A 16128-nucleotide genomic window follows, 5' to 3' on the forward strand; every position below is an offset into this window, starting at 1 on the left:
TAAAAACGAAGCAAAGCAATAATCGATTTACGTGAAATAAGTGGTGCTGTTTTCAGAAATAAATCCGTGGAAGAATGACTTTCTTCTGGTTTCTGCAGGATGCGTCGGAACCTAAGCAAAAGAGAGGACACGTATTAGGGCCTGTTCACATTCAATCTGCGAGATGCGCGAATTGAATGTGAACAGGCCCTAGCGCTCTTCGGAGTGAATTATCATTTTTTAATCCAAATGAAAGGAGTACAACATGTCCTTGAGCAGCCTATTTCATAGCATTGGCCATTCTTTTTCCGAAGCATTCCATGGTCATTCGGTAGATAAAGAAGAGCTTAAGCACGCTCACCCAATGAAGGAACATGCGAGCAAAGCTGCAGATATTAAGTAAGCAAAAGCGCCGGGTTTGGCCTGCACCCCAAAAGTCGGACATCGATCAAACTTTTGGGGTGTTTTCTTTGCGTGACGAAGTGTCCCTTCGGAGTTCAGCGCCGGGTTTACTTACGGGCGAAGGGAAAATCGGAAGGTGGCGTTAAAAACCTGCTCGGTAGCCAATCTGATTGGCGTTCCGGCCAGTGAGGGAACTTTCAGCCGGATCGTTCCTACTTATGCGTGGCGTTTCATTCTTAGTCTAAACCTGGCACGCAGGAGGAATCATGCTTGATTGGCTCGAGATCACGGGGATTGGCTGCGGCATCTTCGTCGTCATTCTGTTCCGCTTTGCACTTCGCAACAGCGTACGACAAACGGTGGCCGAAGAAATGGAGCAGTGGCGAAAGAACGCGCGATTCGACGCTGAGGAGAGTCAGGTGCGGCCTTTGTCCTTCACCTCCTCGCGTCACGAACTAGCATTGGAATTGATGTGCAACCGCGACCTCTATCGCTAGCCGATAGCGCAGAGCTCGCCCTCAAGGTTTACTGCCGGAAGAACCGGATTCCTTCATTGATATTGCACTGGTAGGAGATGCGCTCACCGATTCGGGTATAACCAGGCAACTGGAACATATCGGCGGTGAACGTCACGGTCTGGTCCGCCTTGACTTGGTAGCGCAGGAACTGCCACAGTGGCTCCCCGTTTTTTCCTACAGTCGGATGGCTATCCGAAAAGCTCAGCAAACCATCCATGACGAGATAGGCCCCGATAGTCAAACCACCCTTGGCTTTTCCGCTACGACTCGTGGTTCCATCTGCACGACAGCGGCTCAGGTCCAGGGAGAGCGTCACGGTCGCACCCTCGTCGAGCGCCCGCTCGATCTCCGCCTGACTAGACAATGGAGACGCAGGCCTCGTCTGGGCGAAAGCCGATGGCATGATCAAGCACAGCCCAATGACGGCCAATGATGCGGCTGACGGAAGTTTCATTGATAGTCCTTTCTTTTCAAGAGGGAGCGCTTGAACTGGCACTCCAGGATTTTCGCCCAAGGCATCGTTACTCGATGTTTGGCCGATGCGGATGAGTCCATTGATGGCTGATACGGCATACCCGCGCAGCAATGAGGAGGATCCTATCGGGGAATGACTTCGAAAGCCAATAGCTGCGTGACCTGTGAGGCGCTGAAATTGTTATCCGATACGAAAACTAGACTCTCGTGGCCATTGGCCAATCGCGGCCCCCAGGACATGCCCTCCAGATTGTCGATGTGCGGCAGCGGCAAGGTATCGAAGTCGAGGATCAGCCGCTTGCTGGCTGGCCTGACGCAGCACTGGCCGGCCAGTGCAGGTATGTTCGCTATATCAGTTGCCTGGCTGATATCCATCTCGTAGAGCCGGATATGAAAACGAAAAACGCCATCGCTACCCTGCACCCCTGAGCGCTCCAGTGCCAGCAGATGATGCTCATCGACTGCCAGCAGTTCAGACAGGCCGTTGTCGGCATAGCGGCCACCTGGTGCATGTGCAATCGCGTCCAGGTGATAGGCATATTGCGCAATCATCGTGCCGTCACGCCGATAGTGCGTGATACGAGCCAATGCGCCGTGTTCGAGCGTAGGTACTTCACCATCCTGGTAGAGCGGTGCCTCCATCCCCAGCCATAGCGTCTGGCCGTCGCGAGAAAAGGACAGACCTTCGAAGGAAAGATTGTCGCGCGGTCCAAGTGACACGTCCGGGTGCACCTTGAACAGGGGGCCTACCGGAAACTGCGACAGGAATCTGCCGTCCCGGTCGGCTCGCCTGACGAAGGGAGACATGTTTTTCGGACGGTTGCCTTCGCTGCTGTACCAGACACTGCCGTCGACCGGATCAATCCTTATCGATTCCAGGTCTGGAATGTCGCCGCCCCGAACCGACGCCTCTTGGGCATTCGGATAAAGGCTGCCATCCGCTTGTCTCAGCAACGTCACTGCACTGACCTGCAGTGCGTGAAATCCGTGCAAGTCAAAGCGCAATTTCAGGGAGTAGAAGCGCGCCGGGCTGACATCGGAACGATCATCGCTTTCCGCGACCCAGGTGTCCGATTGCCGATCATAGTCGATGCCGGACAAGCCACCGATCACCGTCCCCATGAAAGGAGCATTAAGCGCAATGCGCTGCTCGCCAAGCAGGCGCAGGCTGGCAACAAGAGGCGCCGATGGAGTGTCATGGCCATCGCTCACGGCACAGCCGGCCAACGAGAAGACCATGAGCCAGACCAGCCACGTCGAACGCGGACGCGAACGAATCAGAAAAACACGAAACGCTAGGAAGCACATGGATAGAAAAAGTTAGATTTCTGCTGCTGGCCCGATAACGATCAAGCTGCAATTATGGGAGGCCGGATATTTTATCGAATACCAGACCGAGCAAGCGATCGTTGTCGACGGTGGTAGCGGCCCGGATGGTGGTGTCGCAAGTCACTTGTCCCTCAAGGTGTGCCAGCGTATAGCCCTCCGTGAAGCCGGGGCGCCAGTCGACTTCAATACTGCACGCCTGATCGGTAAAGAGCGTGGGCCGCAACAGACCGGCTACCGGACAGACATCGTGCAGCAGTGGATCCAGGGCGGCATAGGCTCTGAGCATGGCGGCAGCGGCTTGTCCGCAGCGATTGGTCAGCCCCCCTATCTTGTCCAGCCACGCCGAGCTCATGAGCGCCTGATGCGTCACATCCAGAGGATACAAATGGATGGCAGCGCCGCTGCGCATGACCACGTCTGCTGCGAGCGGATCGACATAGAAATTGAATTCGGCAGCCGGCGTGATGTTGCCAGGTACCCGCAAGGCGCCGCCCATAACGGAAAGCTGCCGCACCCGTCGCAAGGTACCCGGCACCAACAATTCGGCCAGCGCCAGATTGGTCAGGGGGCCCATTGCCACCAGATCGATACTGCCTGCTGGCGCCTCCCTTAGATGGCGCACCAGCGCCAGTGCGCTGGGTTCATTGTCGATGGCACCAGGCCTGCCCGGCAGCACGCCTCCTAGCCCGTCTTCACCATGCACCAGGTTGCAGCGCGCAGGGTGCCCACTCAAGGGGCGCTCGGCGCCGGCATGAACCGCAAGGTTGGGACGGCCGGCCAGATCCATCAGCTTGCGAGCATTGCCGGCAGTGATGGCGGCCGGCCGGTTGCCCGCCGTAGTGGTGACGGCCAACAGCGTCAGTTCGACGCTGCCGGCGGCCAGGAACAAGGCCAGCGCATCGTCGATACCTGGATCGCAGTCGATGATGACAAATCTCATGAAGCAGCTCCTGCGTAAGGAGACGAGGCCAGAATGGCAGCCACGCTTCCCTGATCGGGTAAGCCCTGGCGTGCCCCGAGCGCGCTGACTGCGCAACTAGCGGCGGCACATGCAAAACGCAGCGCCAACGACAAGGGCTGGCCTTTCAGGCGCGTGCTCAGGTAGGCGGCGTTGAAGCAGTCGCCGGCGCCAGTGGTATCGACCACCTGTACGGGGAAGGCTGCATGTCTGGCCGAACTGGTACGTGCCGCGCCGATGGCGCCGCCCTCCCCCATGGTCACGATAATTTCCGAGGGCCCCAGGCGAAGTGCTTCAGTCAGCACCTGAGGAGACGGGGCCGTGCCGGTCGCCTTGCAAAAACCCGCCTCATTGAAAAACACGATGTCTGCCAGCGAGGCTCGGCGCCACATCTCGGTAGCGTTGGGCGCTACGGCTGCTTCCAGATCGATGGCCACGAGTGTGCCTGCGGCATGGGCCAGACGACTGACCATCTCCAGCTCTGCAAGATCGTAGGGCATGGCATAGACCAGACGCGACTGGCTCACGGCCGTTTTCAACGCTTCTTCATCCGGCGCCACGGCCGGCATAGGCATGTAGATGATGGACTTCTCACCGGAAGGGGCCAGGATCGCGACAGCCGACGCCGAAGCTGCCTGCGGCTGCACACTGAGCCAGTGGGTGGCTACGCCATGCTCCACCAGGGAGTCTCGCAGCAGGCGCGCATTGGGATCATCGCCAACGCGCCCGAATTGCGCGCAACGCATTCCCAGCCGGCTCGCTGCGCAGGCAACATTGGCCGTAGTCCCGCCGGGCATGATGCCCAGCCATTGTCCTAGCGTTTTTCCGCCTGGTGGCGGCAGCAGCGCAGCGCGCAGCATGAGGTCGGCCACCGGGTCGCCTAGCGTCAGTATGTCGTACGGGCGCGAGGTCATGGTTCTTCCCGTGCAGACGCGACGCCCTGCCTTGTTCGCACCATATTGCCCATGGCGAGCAGGCAAAGACCATCAGCGATCTGGTGAAGGTCGAAGTCGTGATGGTTGACCTCCAAGAATTCAACGAGGAGATCGTCCGGCAACGCAGCTGTTCCACGCAAGGCACCCACGATGGCACCGGCCATGGTAGCAATGGAATCCGTATCATTCCCGATCGAGGAGCACAGCGCGATGGTCCGCAGCGGATCGCCTTGCGCGTAATGCACCACCCCCAGTGCCGCTGGTACGGACTCGGCCGCCAGCACGGAATTGCCGACCTTCTTTTCCATGTTCACCAGAAACTCCCGGTCATTGCGCGACTCTGCGGCGATGCTCAAGGCCATCTCCAGTCTGGCCAGGTAATTCGGTCCAGCTACGGAGCGCGCGTGCTGGCTGGCCATTCGCTCACCCAGGCGACCGCCGTGGGTGGCCGCCGCCAGCACCTGCTGCAAGTCCTTGCTGACCAAGGCCTGTGCCGTGGCTGCGCTGATCGAGCAGGCGGCGGAGATGGCCACATCCGTGTCATGCGATGGCAGGCAGGTGACCAGCGCTTGTTCGCAGGCGGCCGGCAGATCGCCAGGATGAATCAGCCCGGCGGGCGCCACCCGCATGGCGGCGCCATTGGTGATGCCGATGGTAGTCATCTTGCGGCGCGAGCGGCCAATGATGCCGACATCATTCGCATCGCTCCCCTCTTGCAAGGCCTTGACCATCAGTGCGGTACTCGGTCCCATGAAGCCGGCCTTGGGGCTGGTGCTGGCCCAATCCAGCAGGCAGGCGACCCAGCCATCATGGTCGAGCTGGCCGCCAGCGGCGATCAGGGCTCGTGCCAGGTAGTACATTTGGCTGGCGTCATCGGTGATCTCCGCGCGTTTGCCTGCATTGGCACCGGCAAAGGTGTCCTCGGGGGGCGTGCCGAAGCAGGTAACCAATCCGCCGTGACGCTCGGCGATCTCGTCGATGCTCCATTGTTCGGTCTGGGCGCCGAGGGCGTCTCCCATGCCGGCCAAGGCCAGCGAGGCGAAGATTCGATCCCTCAAGATAATGCTGCTCACATGCTTCTCCTGTAATGCGAAGGGGTATTGCCTAGGTTGATCTGCGCGTTCTGCCTCGCTTGCGTGTGCCCGCGGCGACCAGCGCCAGCAGAGTCACCGCAGGAGGCAGCATGTACAGCAGTTGTGGCGCCATGCCCGCCGCACCGAGCCGGGTAGAAAGGACGGCGCTGGCGCCGAAGAGCAAGGACGCCACCACCGTGCCAGTGAGGCTGCGGGCGCCGACGAAGACCGCCGCCAGCGCGAGGAATCCTCGTCCGGCGGTCATATCGGCCTGGAACAGGCTAAGGTAGCCCATACTCAGGTAAACCCCACCCAGGCCGGCCAGCAGCCCCGACAGCAGTAGCGCCAGATAGCGCATTCGCTTGACCGGAATTCCGGCTTCGGCAGCGGCCTGGGGATGTTCGCCCGATGCACACAGCCACACGCCAGTGCGGGTGTGATGCAGCAGCAGGCGCAGCACGGGAATGGCGAGCAAGGCCGTCCACAGCAGCAGGTGATGGCCGCGCCCGTGTTCGCCATTGAGTAGCAGGTCCAACTGTGGCCACGACTGCAGGCCGGGCAGATGCAGGGCCGGCAGTACCGGGGTATCGAGACCGGCGGTGGAGCCCTTGTCTCCGACCAAGGTCGACAACAGAAACACCGTCAGGCCTGCGGCCAGCACATTGAGGGCGATACCGGCCACGATCAGATCAGCGCCCCATTCCAGGTGAAACACCGCCAGCAGCAGCGCCAGCAACATGGCAGCCAGCACCCCGGCCAGAGCCCCCAGCCAAGCGTGCCAAACCGGGGGCAGGCCAGGCAGGCAATACGCGGCCAGGACCGAGCCCATCACGGCAAAGAAGGCCGCCACCAGCATCAGTCCTTCCAGACCGACGTTGATGCAACCCGCCAGGTCCGATAGCAGCCCGCCCAGGGCTGTTAGCAAAATGGGCGTGCTGGCGCGTAGCACCGCCGGCAACAATGCCACGGCGGCCATGCTCCAGGCCCAGGATTCATGCCCCATGTCGACCTCCTGCCCCCCCGCGTGCGCGCCAGCGCAGCCAGGCCGCTGCCAGGGCCGGCTGGATGCGCTCGGCCACCAGGAATAGAATCACCAGTGCCTGAATTACCAGCACCACTTCGCGCGAGACGTCCGTACTGCGCTCCATGGCCAGCGCCCCGGTGCGCAGATATGCATACATCAGCGCCGCCCAAGGCACTGCGCGCGGCTCGCAGCGGGCCAGCAACGCCACCAGCAGCCCTTCATAACCAAGCCCGGTGGGTAGGTCGACTGGCAGGCGCTTGAGCAAGCCATGGCTGACATGCATTCCGGCCAGTGCGGCCAGCACACCGCCCAATCCCATCGACAGCCATACTGTGCGCTGTACCGGCAGGCCGGCTTGCAAGGCAAACGCGGGCGCTTGTCCGACCACCCGAATCTCGTAACCTAGCGTGGTGCGCATGAGCAGCAGCCAGGTACCCCAGACCAGTAACGGCAAGGCCAGCAGCATCACCGTCACGTTGGTATGGACCAGCAGCACCGGCAGCTGCAGCGATGTGGGTAGGAAAGGCGTGACGATGAAGCCGCCGCTCGGATCACGCAGCCAGCCGCTGACCAGCCAGCGATAGGCTTGTACCGCCACGATATTGAGCATCAAGGTGCTGACGATCTCGTTGGCTTGGAAGCGGGTCTTGAGCAGTCCAGGTAAGGATCCCCATAGGAATCCGGTGACACAGGCTGCCATCAGCGATAGCGGCAGGACCACGAACCACGGCCCAGGCAGATACAGGCTTACCACGGTAGCAGCCAGCGCCCCCAGGAACAGTTGTCCATCGGCGCCCAGCGAAAATTGCTTGGCGCGAAAAGGAATGAGCACGGCCAGACCCAGCAGGCTGAGCGTGATGGTATCTTCGATCACTGCGCCGAAACGTACCAGGCGGCTCAGTTGCCAGCCCTCGCCAGCACTCCAATGCAAGCGTGGCAAGGCTCCCGTAAGCAGGATCAGGAACGCACGCAATGGCTCGGTGCTCACCGCGCACATGATCAGGAAGCCACACGACAGGCCGGCTGCCAGCGCCACCGGCAGCCGCAGGCGCCGGGCCAAGGCTTGCTGCCATTGCAGACGCTGCTGCAATGGCAAGGCGGTCGGTTGGTTCATGCGGAGACTCCGGTGACAGTGGCAGCGCTACCTAGCAAGGCGGCAGCATTTTGCTCGCACCGCGCACCGGTCAGATAGGGGCCCAGGACATCGGCCCCCAGTCCGGCTGCATCGAAGTGCGCCACCAGGGCGCCATCGGCCATCACCGCAACGCGGTTCGACAGGGACAACAATTCATCCAGGTCTGCGGAGATCAGCAGGATCGCCGCGCCTTGCTCGCACAAGGCCAGCAACTGGTCATGCAAGGCACGTGCGGCACCGATATCGACGCCGCGCGTGGGTTGGCTGGCGATCAGCAGACGGGGCCCTGCCGCCACTTCTCGGCCCAGTACCAGCTTTTGCATGTTGCCTCCAGAGAGCGCTCCGATCAGGGTTGCCGGCGAGGGCGCGACTATGCCACAGCGCTGCATGAGTTCGGTGGCGGCACGGCCAATGGCGGTACTATCGAGCCAGCCGTAACGCGAGAACGGCGCCTTGTGATAAGTGACGGCGATGAAGTTGTCGGCGATGCTCATTTCTGCGGCCACGCCGTCGTGCATTCTGTCTTCAGCGATGTAGGCCACGCCGCAGGCGCGCACTTGGCGCACGCTCAGGCCGGTGAAGCGCAGACCCTGCAGTCGCCCTTCCCCCCTGCTGGCTGCCTGCAGGCCCAACAACACGCGCGCCAGCACGTCCTGTCCATTGCCCTCAACACCGGCAATGCCGAGAATTTCTCCGGCCGCGATGTCCAGCGACAGCGACCGCAAGGCCAGGCGTCCATCCCCATGCCGCGCCTCCAGATCACGGACTTCGAGCAGCGGGCACGTCGCCCGTTTGCGATTGCGTGCCGGCATAGGCGGGGGCGCCGTGCTGACGATCATGCTGCCTAGCTCTGTCTCGGAAAAGTCGCGCACCAGGCCGCTGCCGCTGACGCGCCCCTTGCGCAATACCGTAAAGCGGTCAGCTACATCACGTATCTCTTTGAGCTTGTGGCTGATCAGCACCACCGTGAGCCCTTGTGCGACCATGCCGCGCAGCACCTGGAACAAGGTCATTGCTTCCTGCGCCGAAAGCACTGCCGAAGGTTCGTCCAGCAGCAGAACCCGAGCACCGCGATACAACGCCTTGAGAATTCCGACGCGCTGCTGCACCCCGACCGGCAGGTCGCGCACACGCACCAGCGGGTCCACGTCCAGTCCGAACCGCTGCACCAGAGACTGAACGCGCTGCAGCGCCGCCTTGCGGTCAATACGCCACCCGCGGCGCGGTTCTGCACCCAGCACGATGTTGTCTGTCACGCTGAAGGAAGGCAGCAAATGCAGATGCTGGGGCACCAGGCCAATACCGGCCGCTATGGCGTGCGCAGGGTCGGGCAGCACCCGTGGCTGGCCATCCAGCCAGATGTTGCCGCAGCTGGGTTGTTCCAAGCCATAGAGCATCTTCATCACGGTCGACTTGCCGGCACCGTTCTCGCCCAGGATGGCGTGGATCTCTCCTGCTCGGATGGACAGGTTCACGTTGTCATTGGCCAACGTGCCATTGGGATAGAGTTTGGAGACATCGCGCAGCTCCAGCAGTGCTCCTGGCGTACCCATCACAGCTTTAGCGCTCATCCCCGCGCCTCCGCAGATGCGGAGGCGAAGCCGCTGGGCAGTCGCACGCGACCGCTGACCAGATCCGCGCGCACGGCATCAAGACGTTGTCGCAGCGGCACCGGCAGGCGATCCAGCACCTCCGAATGCGGTGCCATGCCGATGCCTCCCTCGGCCAGACCGAGCGAATCGGCGCGGCCATAGGGCAGTTGCTGCCGCAGCGCCAGGGTCAAGGCCTGCACGATAGCGACATCCACGTTCTTCAGCACGGAGGTGATGATGGCCGCAGCGCGCTGGGGATTGCTGTGACGATACATCTCATATTGATCAAGGTCCACGCCGACGGTATAACGGTGCGCCTCGCTGGCCGCTTCAGTCACGCCCTGCCCGGTTGCACCGGCGGCCTGGAAAATGACACCAGCGCCCGCAGCGATCTGGGCATTTGCAATATCCTTGCCGGCTGCAGGATCGGAAAAGCCATTGGCATACTGCACCGCCATCCGCACCGACGGATTGGCTGCGCGGGCTCCGGCGCCGAAACCCAGCAGGTAATCATCAATGACCGGTAACTGCATCCCGCCCACCAGGCCCAGTCCGGCGTTGGGCGGCACGCCCGGCAGCAAGTGCGCCTGTAGCAGCATGGCGGCCAGGTAGCCAGCCAGATAGGCGCCCTCATTCTGACGGAACAGGATGGAATGCACATTGCCGCAGGCACAGTGGGCATAGTCGACGGTGGCATCGAACATCACGAAGCGCGTGCGTGGAAACTCCGCGGCGAGTCGCTGCACATAAGGCACCATGGTGTAGGTCCCGGCCAGCACGATATCGTAGTCACCACTATCGGCCAGATCGCTGAGGCCTGACTCCCACCGTGTCGGGTCGTTACCCCCCTCGACCACGCGCACGCTGACCGGTAGTTCATGGCCGGCGCGCCGCATTCCCCTGGCCGCAGAATCGAAGAAGGACTTGTCCCCCAACGTGCCATTGATGAACAGGACCGCACGTAACTGCGTCTTGCCATTGGCCTTGATTGCCAGCCGATCGGACCAGTGCGCCAGCAGCGACAGCAGGGCCAACAGGATCAGCGTCCAGGCGAGACGAGGCAACAGGTAGCGGAAGATGGCATTCATCGGCTCAGACAGAGGGAAGTTCAGCGGGTGCCGTCACTGTGACGGGCGATGCGTGTGCGGTAACGGTAACTGGACACGTACTTCATCAGGCAATACTCGATAGGCTGGCGGCGGTCGGACAAGGTGATACGCTCGCAGATGAGCAGAGGCGCTGCCACCGGCACATCCAGCCACTGCGCATCATCGGCATCGGCAGCCCCGGCGCAGAGATTTTCCACGGCCTCGGCTGGGTCGAACCCGTACTGAGCCGTCAGCAGCTTGTAGAGCGAACCACTACGCTCGATCTGGCTGCGTGTCAGGCGCGATCCACGCGGCAAGACCAGATGCGCGTCATGCACGCCGACCGGTGCATCATCGATCAGACGCACCCGCCGTACCCGTACCAGCGGCGTGCCGGACTCGATGTTGAGCAGGGTGGCAATGGCCATGCTAGCGCCCACGTTTTCGATGCTGATGATGCGCTGGCCCGGTACGCCCCCGCGATTGCCGGTATCTTGCGAGAAACTGTCGATGAAGCGCGTGGTACCTCGCACGATGGCCGGCGAGACAAAGGTGCCACGACCGTGGTCGCTGTAGATGATGCCGCGCTCTTCCATATAGCGCAGCGCCTTGCGCACCGTGTCCCGACTGACTTCGTAATGTTCCGCCAGCTCCCTCTCGGGCGGCAGTGCCTGGTTGTCGGTAAAAAGGCCGCGGTCGATCGTGTCGCGGATAATGTCGGCCAGCCAGCGGTAACGCGGTAACTGGGCTTCGCTTTGGGGGAGGTCTTTTTTCATGGCGGCAATCTTACATTGGTACGTACCAGTTGTAAATCATAAGGCGCGTGCCAATGCAGCACCGGCCAGCGTGCGTGAGGTGAGCCGTCCGGCACCCACCTGCCCTGTTCGCTCAGCCTGCCGCCAGTACCGGGTGGCGGGCGTTGCGCGGCACAGTGCTACCTTCCCGTGAGCCGCGACCGTCGCCTTCGCAATGACCATGCTCGAGACCGGAACTGCGCAGCAGCAGCTCCTTGAGAAGGTCATTAAGATTGTCGGCGCATTCGCGCAAATAGTTGTAAAACAGCAGGCCGAACAGGGCGATGGAAATTCCCAGTGCCGTGGCATACAGGGCCGTGCCGATGCCCTTGGAAACGCCAGAGGGGTCGGAGATACCCGATGAAGCCAGGACCGCGAAGGTATCGATGATGCCCAGGATGGTGCCCACCAGGCCCAGCAGCGGTGCCGCCGTGACGATGGTATCAAGCACCCAGAGACGCGCATTGACGCGCTTCTTGCCGGCGATGTAGATCGCCTCGCCGAGGTCTTCCCGCTGGGCCTGTGTGACGGCCCTGCCCTGCACCTGCAGTGCCTCGCGCACCAATTGCGCGGGCACCGTCTGACGCTCCAGCAGGGAGGCGTCGATGACCGGAGGGGCGCCCTCCTTGGCGCTCATCGTGCGCAGCAGGCGCAATGCATCGCGTGCACTGAACATGAAGAACAACTGCCGCTCCACGATCATGAAAACCGCCAGTGCGGCGGCCACATACATGGCATAGAAAGTCAGTTCATGGAATAACTGGATGGCATTCATAAAAGCTCCTTGGGTAAGAGGCACTGCCGGTTTGTGGGCGGCAGTGCGGCGGATCATGCCGATCGGATCAGAAATCGCTGCTGAGCGACACCTGGAAGGTACGCGGTGCGCCGACGTAGAACAGCGGCGCCGATGCTGCCGAGATGGCTGCACCATTGGTGCCAGTGGTGGCATTGGCATTGGTGGTGAAGGACGATCCACTGGGGCCGGTCATGCTCAGGTACTTCTTGTCGAACAGGTTGAGCAGCTGGAAGCGGATCGTCGGCGTTTGCAGGAACAAGGTTTTATCGAAGCGGTAACCGGCGCCCAGGTCAAACAGCGTGTATCCGCCGATCTTGTCGTCATTGACCAAGGTGGTGTAGCGCTGGCCGACGTAGCGCCCTTGTGCACTGGCGTAGAAAGGACCGCTGCTGTACTGCAGCGACAGCGAGGCCAGCCATTCCGGCGTGTCCGGCATCTGCTTGCCGGTGGTCTGCAGGGTAGTCGCCGTCCCGTTGGCAGCACGCACGGCCACCTTGTCGTCGAGCATACTGGAGTCGGCATGGGTGAGCGAACCATACATGTTCCAGTTGTCGTTCAGCTTATACCCCGCTTCCAGTTCCAGGCCATAGGTGCGCGAGGCACCTACGTTGAACTGAGTGCTCAGGGCCGAGACCGGGTCATACTGGCTGGCGATGCGGTCCTTGAAGTCGATGTAGAACACCGAGCCGGAGAGAGTCAGGCGGTTGCCGGCATAGCGGTAGCCCAGGTCGACATCGTTGGATTTCTCTGGATTGACCTTGGGCGAGCCGATGCGCAGCGGCACGATGTTGCCTTGGCTGTCGCGCGCGATTAGCGCACCATTGACGATGGAGGTCGTGTAGTTGCTGGCCGCCGCCGTCTGGACCAGGCCGGTATTGGCCGTATTCTCCGGGGCGCGGGCATTCTGCCCCAGGTTCATGAAGACCGATTGCGTCTCGCTGAGCTGGTAACGCAGGCCGATGTTGCCCAGCGTATTGCTGAATTTCTGCCTGACCTCATAGTCCGCCCCGCCGCTGTTGGCGCTCAAGCCGCTGGCAAAGTTCTGAAAGTCGCGCTTGACCTCCTGGCGCTTGAGGCCTAACTGGATATTGAGGCGCTCATTGATCAGCGAGAAGCTGTCCTGCAGAAACGCCGTGTGGGCGTCCACCCGGGTGTACCAGTTGCGCGACGCATTGTAGGGCGTGCCATCGGCATACTTCAGATACTGGGCACTGTTGGTCAGCCAGTAATCCGACGTATTGCCATTGCTGTCGATGGATACGAAGGGGCTATATTGCTGCGAAATGCCACGGTCCAGCCACAATCCTCCCGATAGATTGTGGCTGCCTAGCTGATAGTTGGCCTTGGTGGTGACGCCCCAGCGGTTGGTCTGGCTGACATTGCTGCCATAGCCCAGGATCGTGTCGAGCCTGTCACCGTCGCCATTGAGGTCGCCGATGCCTCCGTGCAGCAGATTGCTGCCCAGCGCTTCGGAGACGCTGGTGAGCTGGTTTCCGCCGGTGCCGTAGCCATAGATGTAATAGGGATTGACATCCAGGCTAGCCTGCGGCGAGAGCTGCCAATGGTTGACCATCGAAACCTGATAATTTTCAAAGGGATTGTTATTGAAGCCTTGGTAGTTGCCGAGGATGGCGGCATTGGCCGTCGCTTCATTTTGGGCCGTACCACTGACCGGTGGCAGATGGCGCGGCGGCGTCGTGCCGAAATCATAGCCGTAGCCGAAGCGCGCCAGGTCTGCCTTGCTGACGGTGCGATAGTTGGCGTTGTCCATCTTGTTCCACAGGAAGGCCAGCTTGGAGTAACTGCCTGCGCCGAAATCAAAGACTGCCTTGGCATCCACATGCTGGCGCCTGGCGTTGCCGGCGCCCTTGAACTTGTCGGCCCCAGCCTGCGACATGGAAATGAAGAACTTGGCCCGGTCATTGGCGAACTTGCCGGAATCGAAGCGCAGGAATTCTTTGTTGTAGCGATTGGAACCGAAGGCGAGATTGAATTTTCCGCCGATGGTGTCACGAGGATCGCAGGTGCTGATGCCGACGTTGCCGCCACTGGCACCGACGTGCGGTGCTTCCATGTCGCCACTGCCCTGGTTGAGGAAGACATCACAGGTATTCTCGGGGTCGGCGAACTCCTGGATATTGATGGAGTAGTTCAGCGAGTCGTTCAGCGGTGCACCATCCAGAGTCAATCCCATCTGGTTGGCATTGTAGCCACGTACCCGCAGGGTACCGCCGAAGAGGCCTGTGCCATCCTGGTCGAAGGCGGACACCCCCGGCAGACTCTGGATGATCTGGAAGGCGGTCGAGGAGGAGCCCATCTTGCTGATGGCTTCACGGCTGACCGAGCTGCGCGCCTTGGGCGTGTCGTCAGCCTGGATCATGCCGGCGCCCGGCGCTTCAGCCGCACCGTTGACGGTAATCTGGCCCAGATTGCTAGTTTCTTGCGCCCATGCTGGCGCCAGATCGACCAGGAACAGGCTCGACACCAGCAGCGCCAGCTTGTTGAATTTCAACTTCATCGTTGCGACTCCCATAGAATGGTTCGGTTGCGTTTCGCGCCGGACAAGCGCGGACAGTCATGGCATTTCTTCGGCATCGCCAATGCGATACCGACTTCTCGGAAAAAGCTTTACGGGCGCAGTACCGGCTGGTACGTATCAGTCTGTGGACGGCTTGAATTCAAGATCCACCACGAAGCGGTGTGTGGGCTGCCCGGGCTGGAACTGCTCGGGGAATGACGGAAACCGTCCCATGCCCACACTTCGGCGTGCGGCCTGGTCGAGCAGCATGGAATTGGAGCTTTGCTCGATGCCGACATCCACCACTGAGCCATCGCGATTGAGGACGAACCATACTTTGACGGTACCTTCCGGCCGCTGCAGGCTGGCCTCACGCCCCGTCGGATAACGCTTCACGGCGTTAAGATAGGCGCGCACCCTGGCGATGAACTCAGCCTCTACATTCGGTTTGGGTGCTGGCGGTACCGGTGGCGGCGCCGGCGAGACGGGTGTCGGTACCGGGGCTGCAGGCGCAGGCGTTGGTGTCGGCGCAGCGGCTGACGGCACGCTCGTCGTGGGCGCGGCGGCCGGTTTGGGCAGCACGGGCTGTGGTGCTGGCGGCGTCGGCCTGGGCGACGGCGGGCTCTTGGGGGCAGGCCGGAGCGGCGTTGCCATGGGCGGCTGTTGTGGCTGTGGCGCAGGAGGCAGGCTGACAGGGTCGATGATCTCCAATTTCACTGGCTCGTCGTACTTGGGCTTGAGCGGTTTGACGACCTGTACTCCGGCCGTGACGAGCAGCAATGTCAGGCCTGCTGCAGGCAAGGCTGCGACCCAGTCGCGATGACGATAAATCAGCAGCATGGCCATCATTTGCGCTTGGAAACGAAGGACAGCGCATCAAAGCCGTTGCCTTTGAGCGTGTCCATCAGGTCGATCACGCGCTGGAATTCGATTTTCTGATCTGCATTGACGATGAGCACCAGCTTCTTGCCGGGCTCCTTCTGTTGCAGTTGTTTCAGGTTCGGCACCAAGGCATCGAGCTTGATCGGCTTGCCTTCCAGCTCCAACTCGCCATCTACCCCCAGGGCGATGCGGGCGATATGCTGGGTCTGCAGGTCACTGGCCGAGGAGGAGCTGGGCAAGGAGGTCTTGATGCCCAGCGCCGGAATCACGTTCAGGCTCAGCAGCACGAAAAAGACCAACAAGAACATCATCACGTCGATCATGGGAATGATCTCGATACGCGCCCTGCGCTTTTCCGTTTCGCCCCAGCTTCTCATCGCAGCTCCTTGATCGGTATGACGCATAGCGAAGAGTTCGCACGCGCTTTGAAAGTGAGGCGATTATGAAATTTCAGCGTTCTGCTGTCAATAACTGGTACGTACCAAATAAATATATTTTGGTTTTTTCTATTTTTAATATTACTGTAATAAAAATGCGGTATCGACGATTTCTGTTCACGTTTCATTTACCTGAAAATCATCAGTTCGCACCATAAATGTCCATCTAGAGCGCTAAATTGGGGCGTTTTAAT

Annotated in this window: 16 protein-coding genes; 2 read left to right on the forward strand and 14 right to left on the reverse strand. The window is 60.9% G+C overall.

The annotated features are described in order from the left end of the window. The first annotated feature begins 244 nt into the window (after window positions 1-244). The gene (locus RC54_RS25250; protein WP_156425838.1) at window positions 245-382 is read left to right on the forward strand and encodes a hypothetical protein; all 138 of its coding nucleotides are present in this window, start codon (window positions 245-247) and stop codon (window positions 380-382) included. Window positions 383-647: 265 nt separating this feature from the next. Beyond that, a complete protein-coding gene (locus RC54_RS12885; protein ID WP_058895571.1) occupies window positions 648-878 on the forward strand; it encodes a hypothetical protein in 231 nt (76 codons plus the stop codon). 28 nt (window positions 879-906) lie between these two features. On the opposite strand, the gene RC54_RS12890 is transcribed toward RC54_RS12885, so the two are convergent. The 14 genes from RC54_RS12890 to RC54_RS12955 form a co-directional block, all read right to left on the reverse strand. Next, window positions 907-1353, reverse strand: a complete 447-nt coding sequence (locus RC54_RS12890) for a VirK family protein (RefSeq protein ID WP_061789565.1) — start codon at window positions 1351-1353, stop codon at window positions 907-909. A 143-nt stretch (window positions 1354-1496) separates the two neighbouring features. After that, window positions 1497-2612 (reverse strand): esterase-like activity of phytase family protein, encoded by a 1116-nt coding sequence (locus RC54_RS12895; RefSeq protein WP_082803115.1) that lies wholly within the window; start codon window positions 2610-2612, stop codon window positions 1497-1499. Between the two features lie 121 nt (window positions 2613-2733). Continuing rightward, window positions 2734-3642 carry a nucleoside hydrolase gene (locus tag RC54_RS12900; protein WP_061789563.1) on the reverse strand — a complete coding sequence of 303 codons (909 nt, stop codon included), beginning with the start codon at window positions 3640-3642 and terminating at the stop codon, window positions 2734-2736. After that, the gene (locus RC54_RS12905; protein WP_061789562.1) at window positions 3639-4574 is read right to left on the reverse strand and encodes a carbohydrate kinase family protein; all 936 of its coding nucleotides are present in this window, start codon (window positions 4572-4574) and stop codon (window positions 3639-3641) included. The genes RC54_RS12900 and RC54_RS12905 overlap by 4 nt, the downstream gene beginning before the upstream one ends. Continuing rightward, the gene (locus RC54_RS12910) at window positions 4571-5653 is read right to left on the reverse strand and encodes an ADP-ribosylglycohydrolase family protein (RefSeq protein ID WP_244216336.1); all 1083 of its coding nucleotides are present in this window, start codon (window positions 5651-5653) and stop codon (window positions 4571-4573) included. Before RC54_RS12910 ends, RC54_RS12905 begins: the two co-directional genes overlap by 4 nt. 46 nt (window positions 5654-5699) lie before the next feature. After that, window positions 5700-6671, reverse strand: a complete 972-nt coding sequence (locus tag RC54_RS12915; protein ID WP_058895576.1) for an ABC transporter permease — start codon at window positions 6669-6671, stop codon at window positions 5700-5702. After that, the gene (locus RC54_RS12920) at window positions 6661-7806 is read right to left on the reverse strand and encodes an ABC transporter permease (protein WP_061790329.1); all 1146 of its coding nucleotides are present in this window, start codon (window positions 7804-7806) and stop codon (window positions 6661-6663) included. The genes RC54_RS12915 and RC54_RS12920 overlap by 11 nt, the downstream gene beginning before the upstream one ends. Beyond that, complete coding sequence (locus RC54_RS12925; protein WP_061790328.1) at window positions 7803-9398, reverse strand: ABC transporter ATP-binding protein; 1596 nt, start codon at window positions 9396-9398, stop codon at window positions 7803-7805. The genes RC54_RS12920 and RC54_RS12925 overlap by 4 nt, the downstream gene beginning before the upstream one ends. After that, a complete protein-coding gene (locus RC54_RS12930) occupies window positions 9395-10507 on the reverse strand; it encodes a BMP family lipoprotein (RefSeq protein WP_061790327.1) in 1113 nt (370 codons plus the stop codon). Before RC54_RS12930 ends, RC54_RS12925 begins: the two co-directional genes overlap by 4 nt. 20 nt (window positions 10508-10527) lie before the next feature. After that, window positions 10528-11283 carry a GntR family transcriptional regulator gene (locus RC54_RS12935; protein WP_058895580.1) on the reverse strand — a complete coding sequence of 252 codons (756 nt, stop codon included), beginning with the start codon at window positions 11281-11283 and terminating at the stop codon, window positions 10528-10530. 112 nt (window positions 11284-11395) lie between these two features. Further along, the gene (locus RC54_RS12940) at window positions 11396-12076 is read right to left on the reverse strand and encodes a MotA/TolQ/ExbB proton channel family protein (RefSeq protein WP_082686055.1); all 681 of its coding nucleotides are present in this window, start codon (window positions 12074-12076) and stop codon (window positions 11396-11398) included. Window positions 12077-12143: 67 nt separating this feature from the next. Beyond that, a complete protein-coding gene (locus RC54_RS12945) occupies window positions 12144-14615 on the reverse strand; it encodes a TonB-dependent receptor (RefSeq protein ID WP_058895581.1) in 2472 nt (823 codons plus the stop codon). Window positions 14616-14753: 138 nt separating this feature from the next. After that, window positions 14754-15455, reverse strand: coding sequence for an energy transducer TonB (locus tag RC54_RS12950; RefSeq protein ID WP_244216337.1), 702 nt, complete (start codon window positions 15453-15455; stop codon window positions 14754-14756). Between the two features lie 5 nt (window positions 15456-15460). Then, complete coding sequence (locus RC54_RS12955; RefSeq protein ID WP_058895583.1) at window positions 15461-15874, reverse strand: biopolymer transporter ExbD; 414 nt, start codon at window positions 15872-15874, stop codon at window positions 15461-15463. Between the last annotated feature and the right edge of the window lie 254 nt (window positions 15875-16128).

This window comes from Herbaspirillum rubrisubalbicans, from assembly GCF_003719195.1.
GTDB lineage: Bacteria > Pseudomonadota > Gammaproteobacteria > Burkholderiales > Burkholderiaceae_D > Herbaspirillum > Herbaspirillum rubrisubalbicans.

Coding starts and splice junctions, on each gene's coding strand:
- RC54_RS12935 (WP_058895580.1), bottom strand. CDS start 11,283: ATGAAAAAAGACCTCCCCCAAAGCGAAGCCCAGTTACCGCGTTACCGC.
- RC54_RS12955 (WP_058895583.1), bottom strand. CDS start 15,874: ATGAGAAGCTGGGGCGAAACGGAAAAGCGCAGGGCGCGTATCGAGATC.
- RC54_RS12915 (WP_058895576.1), bottom strand. CDS start 6,671: ATGGGGCATGAATCCTGGGCCTGGAGCATGGCCGCCGTGGCATTGTTG.
- RC54_RS12950 (WP_244216337.1), bottom strand. CDS start 15,455: ATGCTGCTGATTTATCGTCATCGCGACTGGGTCGCAGCCTTGCCTGCA.
- RC54_RS12940 (WP_082686055.1), bottom strand. CDS start 12,076: ATGAATGCCATCCAGTTATTCCATGAACTGACTTTCTATGCCATGTAT.
- RC54_RS12885 (WP_058895571.1), top strand. CDS start 648: ATGCTTGATTGGCTCGAGATCACGGGGATTGGCTGCGGCATCTTCGTC.
- RC54_RS12920 (WP_061790329.1), bottom strand. CDS start 7,806: ATGAACCAACCGACCGCCTTGCCATTGCAGCAGCGTCTGCAATGGCAG.
- RC54_RS12905 (WP_061789562.1), bottom strand. CDS start 4,574: ATGACCTCGCGCCCGTACGACATACTGACGCTAGGCGACCCGGTGGCC.
- RC54_RS12900 (WP_061789563.1), bottom strand. CDS start 3,642: ATGAGATTTGTCATCATCGACTGCGATCCAGGTATCGACGATGCGCTG.
- RC54_RS12925 (WP_061790328.1), bottom strand. CDS start 9,398: ATGAGCGCTAAAGCTGTGATGGGTACGCCAGGAGCACTGCTGGAGCTG.
- RC54_RS12945 (WP_058895581.1), bottom strand. CDS start 14,615: ATGAAGTTGAAATTCAACAAGCTGGCGCTGCTGGTGTCGAGCCTGTTC.
- RC54_RS25250 (WP_156425838.1), top strand. CDS start 245: ATGTCCTTGAGCAGCCTATTTCATAGCATTGGCCATTCTTTTTCCGAA.
- RC54_RS12895 (WP_082803115.1), bottom strand. CDS start 2,612: ATGGTCTTCTCGTTGGCCGGCTGTGCCGTGAGCGATGGCCATGACACT.
- RC54_RS12890 (WP_061789565.1), bottom strand. CDS start 1,353: ATGAAACTTCCGTCAGCCGCATCATTGGCCGTCATTGGGCTGTGCTTG.
- RC54_RS12930 (WP_061790327.1), bottom strand. CDS start 10,507: ATGAATGCCATCTTCCGCTACCTGTTGCCTCGTCTCGCCTGGACGCTG.